This is a genomic window from Pseudomonas sp. 05N434, assembly GCF_056396965.1.
Genome location: NZ_JBFTMK010000938.1, coordinates 1 through 1,012 on the forward strand (window position 1 = coordinate 1; position 1,012 = coordinate 1,012).

At 56.2% G+C, this 1,012-nt stretch carries 2 protein-coding genes; one reads left to right on the forward strand and one right to left on the reverse strand.

Annotated elements, in window-relative coordinates; translation table 11 throughout:
• Positions 1-191 precede the first annotated feature (191 nt).
• On the forward strand, positions 192-497 hold the full coding sequence (locus tag AC1DLB_RS30870; protein ID WP_018928234.1) for a hypothetical protein: 306 nt from the start codon (positions 192-194) through the stop codon (positions 495-497).
• A gap of 263 nt (positions 498-760) precedes the next feature.
• On the opposite strand, the gene AC1DLB_RS30875 is transcribed toward AC1DLB_RS30870, so the two are convergent.
• The coding region (locus AC1DLB_RS30875) for a hypothetical protein (protein WP_477786390.1) at positions 761-1,012 on the reverse strand (252 nt) is incomplete at its 5' end.

The window sequence follows — 1,012 nt, forward strand, 5'->3', positions numbered from 1 at the left end:
GTATAGATGCGGGTTTCAGCGAATTAGCGCCCGCGCTGAATCATCAACAACGACCGTCCGTAACCCCGCCCCGACGCCCTCTCACCCTTCGCTATTCTTAACCACACACACCGCGGGCACGGCTTGCGGCATCAAAACCAGGAGTAAGGATCCGGGTAAGGAGTGCGCCACTTCAAACTGAGTATCAAATAATGAAAATGCTACTGATGGTCGAGTTTCCCCATGAGCCTTTCAACGCGTTTGTCAGGTCGGGGAAGGTCGGCGAAATCATGAACCGTATCCTGGACACCATTAAGCCCGAGGCGACTTATTTCACTGAGCAAGATGGCATGCGAAATGGGATTTTTTTGATCGATATCGTGGATCCCTCCGAAATACCCGGGTATGCGGAACCCTTCTTCCTCAACTTCCAGGCCAACTGCAAATTCCGTGTGGTCATGAACCCGCAGGACCTGCAAAACGCCGGTCTGGAGGAACTCGGAAAAGCGTGGGCGTGAGGTTCGATCAATGAGCCGGGTGATGGCATCTGGATGTGCCTCACCCCGGTCGATGTCCTAAGCCGTAATGCGATCTGTAGCAGCTGCCGAGCTCGCGAGGCTGCGTTCGGCTGCACAGCAGTCGTAAGATCAGAACTTGCGGTGCATCAGGCAGACCGCGTCAGTCGGATTCACGACTGCTTCGCAGCCGAACGCAGCCTCGCGAGCTCGGCAGCTGCTACAAGGAATGCGCCGCAGCTGAAATGACTGAAGGCGCACTGCACTTACTGAACGGTTTTCAGCTTGACCACATCACCGGAGATTTTGGTGGTGTAGCCGGTCAGGACCCAAGCCCAGAACCAGTTTTCCTGCACTTGGGTGTTGATCATGGCATCGCCGCCCTTGGCTTTGATGGCCGCGTCCTGAGCGCGGATGAAGCGGTTGTTCTGCTGGATCGGGATGACGCCGAACAGCAGCAGGCCAGTGGCGGTCGCTTCACTGTGGCCGACAATGGTGTACTGGCTGCTGTCGTATTG